The organism is Acinetobacter sp. SK-43 (assembly GCF_015351505.1).
In the GTDB taxonomy this organism is placed as follows: Bacteria; Pseudomonadota; Gammaproteobacteria; order Pseudomonadales; family Moraxellaceae; genus Acinetobacter; species Acinetobacter junii.
Genome location: NZ_JADKPY010000015.1, coordinates 1 through 8524 on the forward strand (window position 1 = coordinate 1; position 8524 = coordinate 8524).

Consider the following 8524-nt stretch of genomic DNA (forward strand, 5'->3'; position numbering starts at 1 on the left):
AGTGCGGTAACGTCCCTTTTTTATTTATTCGATTGTTATTTTTTCAACGCTTTAAAAGGAATAGCTTATAATCCTTTGAGCCAGTTTTAGTGTCTAGTCAATGATGAATGCTTTAGAACGTCGTTCAACCTTTGCCTTAAGTAGCATTTTTGCCTTACGCATGTTGGGCTTGTTCATGATTATTCCTGTTTTTTCAGTTGCAGGGCAATCATATCAATACGCAACACCTGCTTTGATCGGTTTAGCTGTCGGGGTGTATGGCTTAACGCAGGCGATCTTACAGATTCCTTTTAGCTTGTTGGCAGATCGTTTTAGTCGTAAGCCACTGGTTGTTCTTGGACTGCTATTGTTTGCGATTGGCGGTGCGATAGCAGGGTTTTCCGAGACGATCTATGGTGTAATCATCGGTCGTGCGATTGCGGGTGCTGGTGCTGTTTCGGCAGTTGTGATGGCCTTGTTGGCAGATGTAACCCGTGAAGAGCAACGAACGAAAGCAATGGCAGCCATGGGTATGAGTATTGGCTTGTCTTTTGTGGTGGCATTTAGTTTAGGTCCGTGGTTGACAAGTTTAGTCGGAATCTCAGGTTTATTTTTTGTCACGACCATCATGGGATTAGCCGCAATCCTAATGTTGTTATTGGTGCCGAAAGTCACTCGCCATCATCGAAATTTTCAACAAGGTTATTGGGCACAACTAAAACAAGTGATTCAAATGGGCGATCTAAATCGCTTGCATGTGTCAGTGTTCTCATTGCATTTATTGCTCACAGCAATGTTTATTTATATCCCTTCGCAATTAATCGACTACGCACAAATTCCTTTAGCAAAACATGGTTTGATTTACTTGCCGTTGTTATTGGTGAGTTTGTTTTTTGCATTTCCGAGCATCATCATTGCTGAAAAGTACCGCAAGATGCGTGGGATTTTTCTATCTGCAATCGCAGGCATTATTGGGGGCTTGTTAATTCTCATTTTTGGTTATGAATCGAAATATGTGTTGCTAACAGGCTTAGGAATTTTCTTTATTGCCTTCAATGTAATGGAAGCTTTATTGCCTTCTTGGTTATCGAAGGTCGCTCCGATTCAGTCCAAAGCCACTGCGATGGGTGTCAATGCAAGTAGTCAGTTTTTAGGTGCTTTTTTTGGTGGAACATTGGGCGGTCAGCTTTTGATGTTACAGAATACGGCGCTTGGCTGGAGTGTGTTAACGGGGATTGCTATACTATGGCTGCTGGTTAGTTTTGGGTTGTCTCAACCAAGATATTTGTCTTCAATCGTGCTTCGACTACCTGAAGCGCAACAAACAGATGAATGGTCTTCAAAATTACTGGCAATTCGTGGTATTGAAGAAGTCGTGGTGATGTCTGAGCAACAAGTTGCTTATATTAAGGTCGATAAACAACATCTAGATGATGCTGCGCGACAAGATTTAACGCACTTGTTGGGTAAAGAGGTAGCCATTTAAGCATAACTCTTATAAAGTAAAACATAGAAATAGATAGGACGTAGACAAGCTAATGCGTGGTGTGAATAAAGTTATTTTAGTCGGTACTTTGGGTAAAGATCCTGAGACAAAAACCTTTCCAAATGGTGGATCATTGACCCAATTTTCGATTGCAACAAGTGAATCGTGGACAGATAAAAATACAGGCGAACGAAAAGAACAAACAGAATGGCATCGTATCGTATTGCATAACCGTTTAGGTGAAATTGCACAGCAATACTTACGTAAAGGTTCGAAAGTTTATATCGAAGGTTCATTGCGTACACGCCAATGGACAGACCAAAATGGTCAAGAGCGTTACAGCACCGAAATTCGTGGTGACCAAATGCAAATGCTCGATTCTCGCCAGCAAGGTGGTGAGCATCAAGCGGGTAATGATTTTAACCAACCGCGTTTTAACAACAATCAAGGCGGTGGCTACCAAAACACAGGCTATAACAACAACCAAAATGGTTATGGTCAAGGTGGCGGTTTTGGTGGTGGAAATCAGGGCAATTATGCAGGCAGTCCGCAAGCAGGTAATGGTTTTAATACACCAAAAGCCGCACCTCAACCTGCTGCGGCTCCAGCTGATTTAGATGATGATTTACCATTTTGAGACATACTAGAGACCATGTTTTGTAAAGTTTATAAAATTATTCTTTATTAGTAGTTAGTTACAAAAGAAATTTACAGACACTAGAAATAGTTCTGTAAATTTTTTTATTTATATCTTATGATATTTAATACTTAGATATTTTGTTAAATTTAATTATGATGTCTGTTAAAAGATTTGTAATGAGTAGTGGTGAGAGATTCGCTGTTCTTTTGAATAGTGATGGTATTCCTATGACTTATCCAAATTTATATACGATCATTCATTTAAGAAATCGTGGTCAATCAATCAATACTATTACAGCTATTCTGGAAGATATTAAGTTGCTCTTTCAGTTGTTAGATCAGTTAGGAATTGACTTGGAACAAAGGATAAAAAGTAAAGATTTTTTAAAATTAAATGAAATCGAAGCTTTAGTAAATTTAACCAGTTTCAATCGTAGCCGATTAAGCGGGACAGCTTCAAAAAAAAAGATCATAAGTTTTCCAAAAAGTAATAACAAAGAGCGAGCTAGAGCAAAATTGGTTGTTACTCAGGACTATGTATCTAAACAATTAATATATAGGCGGTTAACTAATTTTGCTGAATATATTGGATGGTTTGAGACGCATCTTCATTCATCAGCAATAACAAGTACAAAACGTTTGTTAAAATCTCGTAGACCTCGTAAGTCCATGGATATTCAGTCTGAATACAAATCTTTTGATAGTGATCAATTAAATAAAATTTTCAAGGCGGTTGATCCTGATAATCAGAATCGTATCTGGACTTCAGATTACCTTACTTATAGAAATGAGCTAATTATCTATTTGTTTTTATATCTTGGATGTCGTAAAGGTGAATTATTAAATTTAAAAATTACAGATATAACTCCCTCTCAAGGTGTTACATCATATCTTACTATTAGGCGTAATCCTCATGATGGTAGTGATTCTAGGCTATATCAACCTTTGGTTAAAACTAGAAGTCGATCAATTGCAGTCAATCAAAACTTAAAGAAAAAATTAGAAACTTACATTTTAAATTATAGATCAGCCATACCGCATGCAGAGCTAACAGACTTTTTGATTTTATCAAATAAAGGTAAACCTTTATCAATAAATGCTCTAGATAAAATCTTTTCTGAAATTTCTAAAGTTGTTCTATTCAACGTACATGCACATGCATTTAGACATACTTGGAATGACAAATTTTCTGAGAAATCTCAACTTTTAGTGGCAACAGGTCAAACGACTGAAGCTCAAGTTGAAAATGATCGTGCTTATCTAATGGGGTGGATACCTAACTCACAAAGCGCAAGAAGATATTCAAGGCGTGCAGAGAATAAGCGTGCCGTAGAGGTTGGCTTAAGTATCCAAGAAAAATTTGAGGATGAAAATGAATAAATCAATTCTAATTGATAGTTTCGATAAATCACAAGATATTTTAATTTCGTTCAAAGGGTACGAGTTTAATATCCATAATGAAATATGGGTCTTAGATATTAATGTCACTCTGAATTTAATGTATTTGAAAAGGCTGAAAGAGGACGTACAACATGATGTTTTATTTACACTGAGTAATTTTGCTCAGTATTCTTCAAGTTCCCACACTGCTAATATGAGTAAATATATAGCGAAATATATTGAGATTACTGATCAAGATCATTTTTCAATTAAAGGTCTTTTAAATTATAAAAATTTTTATTCTTCAAAAAAAGATGAATACAAAGTAGCAATGCTACGGGTTTTTTTGAAGAAACTATATGATTTAGGTTATTCCTCAGTAGATGATGAAGTTTACGATCTAATGGATTCATGGAGATTGAGTGGCAATGAAAAAGGAGCAGCAGTCCTTTCCCTTGATCCAGATGAAGGCCCATTTAGCCCATTTGAATTTCAAACAATTATCACTAGAACCAATGAATATTTAGCAGAAAATAAGATTTCCTATTATGAGGCTGCTCTAATTCGTGTTTTTTGTGCGACTGGTAGACGACCAATTCAAATTTCAGGATTAAAGGTGAAAGACCTATATGTGTCGGATAAATATAATTTTAATGATACAAATGCAGTTCATATCCTTAACATTCCGAGAGCTAAAGTTAGAGGTGCTAGTGGATTCCGATTTGCTTTTAATGAAGTGGGAATTCGGGAAAGTATTGCGAAAATCTTATTTGAACATATTCAAATTTTAAAACAGAAATTAGCAAAGCAAATAAAGCGAGAAGTATCTGAACAGGAGCTTTCAGAGTTACCAATTTTCTATGATATTAAGGTGTTAGCCAATCTAGATTGGAGCAATGAAAAAGAAATTTCTCAAATTTTGCCAACAGAAATTATTCATTTACCTACTATCAAATTAACTCAAATATTGAGAGATGCTGTTCAAAAACTTGGTGTCCGTTCAAGAGAAACCGGTAAACCAATACATATCACTGCATATCGGTTTCGCTATACGCTTGGAACAAATGCGGCTAGGCAAAAAGCAGGTGTGAATGTCATTGCAAAGCTGTTAGATCATCATGATACGCAAAATGCACACTGTTATGTACAGAGTGTTCCTGAAATTGCACAACAAATCTCATCCATCATGGATGAAAGCTTACGCAAATATGCAGATGCTTTTCAGGGGAAAGTTGTAAAGGATGAGATTGAGGCCCAATCACAAATTAAAGATGCGAATAGAATTTCTTCTGTAGAACAAGATTGTGACGTTGGTTCATGTGGTACAAATCAATACTGCAATGATTATGCACCAATCGCATGTTATCTATGTAGCAAGTTTATGCCTTGGGCAAATGCACCTCATTATTTGGTTCTAGAGCAATTAATTAAAGAGCGAGATGATCTAATTGCGATGGGTTGTAGCCTTGAAGTCGCTGCCGTGAATGACCGTACAATTATTGCCGTTCAGCAAGTTATGGATGCTTGTAAGGAGTTCAACCATGGATAATTTAATATATTTTCCATCTGACAAAATCCAATCTCCTTACTCCGAAATTAAGCAGTTTATTGATTTTGTTAAACAATTATCTGAATTAAATGAAGATATTAAATTTGATGAGAATTATTGGAAAGGCGAAGTAAACTTTGTCAAAACAGGTATTTCATCCAAAGATAGATCACCTGAAAATCTTTTGCATCATTCAATTCTAGAATTTGCCAAAGCGTATGTTAAGTATCAGAGAATTAAGAGTAAGTTAAAAACCCAAGATACAATTCTTTCAATTCGGGCAATAGAACAAATATGTTTAGACCGATATGGTGAAGTTGATTTAACTAAATTGGTTATTGCAGATTTTGACTTAGCTGCTGAAAATGCAAAGGAAAACTATAAAGCAAGTTCTGCTTATCATGTGGGTAGACACCTAAAGATTCTTTTAGACTTTCTTCGCCAATTAAAAATATTAGCTTTACCAGATTGGAAAAGTCCAATTAAAAAGCCTTCTGAAAAATCAATTGTGTTAGATGCAGAGTCAGAGGAACATCGAGCTTCTAAACTTCCTGATGAGGATGCGATTTTTGCATTAGCTGATATTTTCTCGCGGAAAGATTCAGAACTGTCAGATAGAGATATTTTTGTCACCAGTGCTGTGAGTTTGCTTCTAGCTGCGCCTGAACGAGCATCAGAGCTATTTTTCTTAAAGCATAATTGTATCCATGAGGAAGAAGTCCAAACGCTTTCTAAGAGCAGTTTAGGGCTTATAGCAGATGATTCCAATATAGAGAAAGTATTAGGTATTAGGTGGTATGCTCAGAAAAATTATGGGCATGACATTAAATACATTCCAAGTGCCATGATCCCAACTGTTCAATTAGCAATTAAACGATTGAAAAAAATTTCTGAAAAAGCAAGACTATTTGCATCTCTGTTAGAAAATAGTGATAAGTTTCCTCGACATGAATTATGTCCAGAAGTCTCTGATGAGCAATTGTTAACAAAAAAACAAGTATTGCAAGCGCTAGGTTTTGATGAGTCAAATTATTCGGATACAACAACAGCTAGAACTTCAGGCAATCAATTCTTGGCAGTAAGAGGTTTAGAAAGAAAGAATAATATATATAGTTTGAATGATTTGAATGAATTGATAAGAAGTCGCTTACCTGAAGGCTTCCCATATGTACCGTTTCAAGTGGGTGCTGGCATAGAAATAAAATGGTCTGAAGCGCTTTTCTGTTGCTTTGCAAATCAATTTCATACCCAAAAGCCAACAGTAACTACTGAGCTATGGATGCCACATATTGATACTTTAAATGAAGACTTATCTCCCACCAAAAAAAAGAAGATAGGACGTGATGAGTTAGGAAATGTTCAATCCATTTTCCAACGATGGGGATATGGTGACTACAGTGTGACTACACATCAATTTAGGCATCTTCTCAATACGATAGCAAATACCAATGGAATGGATAGCATGTTACTCGCTAAATGGTCAGGGCGGGCTGATATGAAGCAAAATCGAGTATATGACCATACTTCGGTTGAAGATCGTAATTTTAGCTTAATTGAGATGCAGAAAAATGAGGTTGGTACAGTAAATACTGATAGTACATTTACATTCCAAATAGCTACACCTCGAACTCTACAAGAGCTAAATACCAAAACAACATTGTCTATGCACACTACCGAGTTTGGATTTTGTACACATTCTTATATTGATGAACCCTGCCTAAAGTATAGAAATTGTCTTAATTGTACGGAACATGTCTGTATTAAGGGGGATGAAGAAAAGAAAAAACGGCTTCAAGATCGACTTAGAAAAGAAAAAATCTTATGGGCAAAGGATAAGGAGGCTGTTAGTAAAAATGTTACTGGTGCAACGGTTTGGTTGCAAACTAGAGAGCTTACAATTAAACGTTGTGAACAGATGATTACTCTAATGGATGATCCAAACATTCCCGATGGAACACCTTTGAGTCTGCCTCTTTCTGAAGATGTTACACATCTCGATTTAGCGTATCAAAAAGCAGGTCGTAAACGTATCCCCGTTATTGAGAATACTCAACGGAAAAAGATAGAGGATGAACCACATTTGCTCAGTCCTGCATTGCAAATGGATTTATGGATTTGATATGGCACAGCATTTAACCGATAAAGACATCGAGAATATAGTTGAGCTTCTTGATTATTGGCCTTTAGATCAGAAATTGACTTGGGAGCGGCTATGTCAGGCCATTGAGCTACAGCTCGAACTTGTGCCTGCACCAACTCGTCAAACTTTACAGAAATATGTGCGTATTAAGACTGCCTATGATCAATGCAAAAAACCACAAGTGTCAAAGGTTAAGAGCAATACAACACAGAAACTACCTGCTAGTTTAAAAATTGCTCAAACTAAAATTGAAGCTTTGGAGGTTAAGAATGCCAGACTGGAAAAAGAGAACGCTTTGTTGTTGGAGCAGTTCGTAGTGTGGCAGTACAACGCCTATAAGTATGGGCTAAGTATTGCTAAACTAAATGAGCCGATGAGTAAAAAAAGTTCTGATTGAATTGGTCAAGGTTGCTTTGCAAAAGGCAACGTAATAATAGATGAACCAGACTAGCAATAAAGTAATCAAAATTGATGTCTACGCTCCTGTTTCTGGATTTTAGGAATTGGAGGACACGATGAGAATGAGGAAATATCTATGGATATTAAACCAATTAGAAGTGATGATGATCTTACGAATGCTTTTATTCGCTTAGAAAATATCTTTTAGGCAGATGAAGGAACGCCTGAAGCTGAGGAAATGGAAATTTTAGTTAATCTTATTGAAGCTTATGAAGACAAATGTTACCCAATCTAATGTAGAGTCTAAAGTAGTGTTAGCAAAATCCTTGCTTAACACTGCGGATCAGCTTGGCCTGAAAGAGGCACAGCTTGCATCTGTGATTGGGGTGCATTGTGACACTATCAGTAGTTTTAAAGCCAATCCCGAACTCGACCCTGCGACTAAGCAAGGAGAACTGGCCATATTGCTTATTGATATTTATCGTGCAGTATATGTACTCAGTGGTGGAGATTCAGAATGGATTCACTACTTCATGAATTCCTATAATGAAGCGACCAAAGGAGTTCCAATTGAGCAGATTCAAACTATTAGTGGCTTGGCCACAGTGCTACATTTTGTTGACTCGGTTCGAGCGAAAATGTGATTTCTATAAAGAGATTATGTGTATTAGAATTTAATTCTATTGTTAAGAAACTCTGAGAGATGCAGCATGGTTAAACGTTTTAAAGAGTTTATGACTGAAAATCGCAAGCCTCGTCCACCTTCGATGAGTCAGGTTGTGCTAATGCAATTTGGAGATGATGAAGCTTCAATGCGTGTAATGATGCATGCCGTTAATCGTGTAATAAGTCGGTATCTAGTTGAACTTAAAAAGCTTGCCTACAAATGACATTAACTTCTGCCGTTACTGCCCATAATGAAATCTTAATGAATTTATATATAAAATTTTAG

At 36.5% G+C, this 8524-nt stretch carries 8 protein-coding genes; all 8 read left to right on the forward strand.

Translation table 11 applies throughout. The features are described 5' to 3' along the window. The first annotated feature begins 100 nt into the window (after positions 1–100). Entirely contained in the window at positions 101–1465 is a 1365-nt protein-coding gene (locus IRT38_RS04055; RefSeq protein ID WP_005403380.1) for an MFS transporter, read from the forward strand. 52 nt (positions 1466–1517) lie between these two features. After that, complete coding sequence (ssb, locus tag IRT38_RS04060) at positions 1518–2102, forward strand: single-stranded DNA-binding protein (protein WP_004909838.1); 585 nt, start codon at positions 1518–1520, stop codon at positions 2100–2102. Positions 2103–2257: 155 nt separating this feature from the next. Beyond that, positions 2258–3484 (forward strand): site-specific integrase, encoded by a 1227-nt coding sequence (locus IRT38_RS04065; protein ID WP_194597010.1) that lies wholly within the window; start codon positions 2258–2260, stop codon positions 3482–3484. Next, positions 3477–5033: a site-specific integrase gene (locus IRT38_RS04070; RefSeq protein WP_194597011.1), complete on the forward strand. Its 1557-nt coding sequence runs from the start codon at positions 3477–3479 to the stop codon at positions 5031–5033. Before IRT38_RS04065 ends, IRT38_RS04070 begins: the two co-directional genes overlap by 8 nt. Further along, on the forward strand, positions 5026–7152 hold the full coding sequence (locus IRT38_RS04075; RefSeq protein ID WP_194597012.1) for an integrase: 2127 nt from the start codon (positions 5026–5028) through the stop codon (positions 7150–7152). Before IRT38_RS04070 ends, IRT38_RS04075 begins: the two co-directional genes overlap by 8 nt. Position 7153: 1 nt before the next feature. Further along, positions 7154–7570, forward strand: coding sequence for a hypothetical protein (locus IRT38_RS04080; protein WP_126131823.1), 417 nt, complete (start codon positions 7154–7156; stop codon positions 7568–7570). Between the two features lie 271 nt (positions 7571–7841). After that, positions 7842–8216 (forward strand): antitoxin Xre-like helix-turn-helix domain-containing protein, encoded by a 375-nt coding sequence (locus IRT38_RS04085; RefSeq protein ID WP_126131824.1) that lies wholly within the window; start codon positions 7842–7844, stop codon positions 8214–8216. Between the two features lie 66 nt (positions 8217–8282). Then, a complete protein-coding gene (locus IRT38_RS04090) occupies positions 8283–8462 on the forward strand; it encodes a hypothetical protein (protein ID WP_126131825.1) in 180 nt (59 codons plus the stop codon). The last annotated feature ends 62 nt before the right edge of the window (positions 8463–8524 follow it).

Bases quoted from the DNA above. Each gene is read 5' to 3' on its own strand.
- IRT38_RS04055 (WP_005403380.1), top strand. From the start codon at position 101: ATGATGAATGCTTTAGAACGTCGTTCAACCTTTGCCTTAAGTAGCATT.
- ssb (WP_004909838.1), top strand. From the start codon at position 1,518: ATGCGTGGTGTGAATAAAGTTATTTTAGTCGGTACTTTGGGTAAAGAT.
- IRT38_RS04065 (WP_194597010.1), top strand. From the start codon at position 2,258: ATGATGTCTGTTAAAAGATTTGTAATGAGTAGTGGTGAGAGATTCGCT.
- IRT38_RS04070 (WP_194597011.1), top strand. From the start codon at position 3,477: ATGAATAAATCAATTCTAATTGATAGTTTCGATAAATCACAAGATATT.
- IRT38_RS04075 (WP_194597012.1), top strand. From the start codon at position 5,026: ATGGATAATTTAATATATTTTCCATCTGACAAAATCCAATCTCCTTAC.
- IRT38_RS04080 (WP_126131823.1), top strand. From the start codon at position 7,154: ATGGCACAGCATTTAACCGATAAAGACATCGAGAATATAGTTGAGCTT.
- IRT38_RS04085 (WP_126131824.1), top strand. From the start codon at position 7,842: ATGAAGACAAATGTTACCCAATCTAATGTAGAGTCTAAAGTAGTGTTA.
- IRT38_RS04090 (WP_126131825.1), top strand. From the start codon at position 8,283: ATGGTTAAACGTTTTAAAGAGTTTATGACTGAAAATCGCAAGCCTCGT.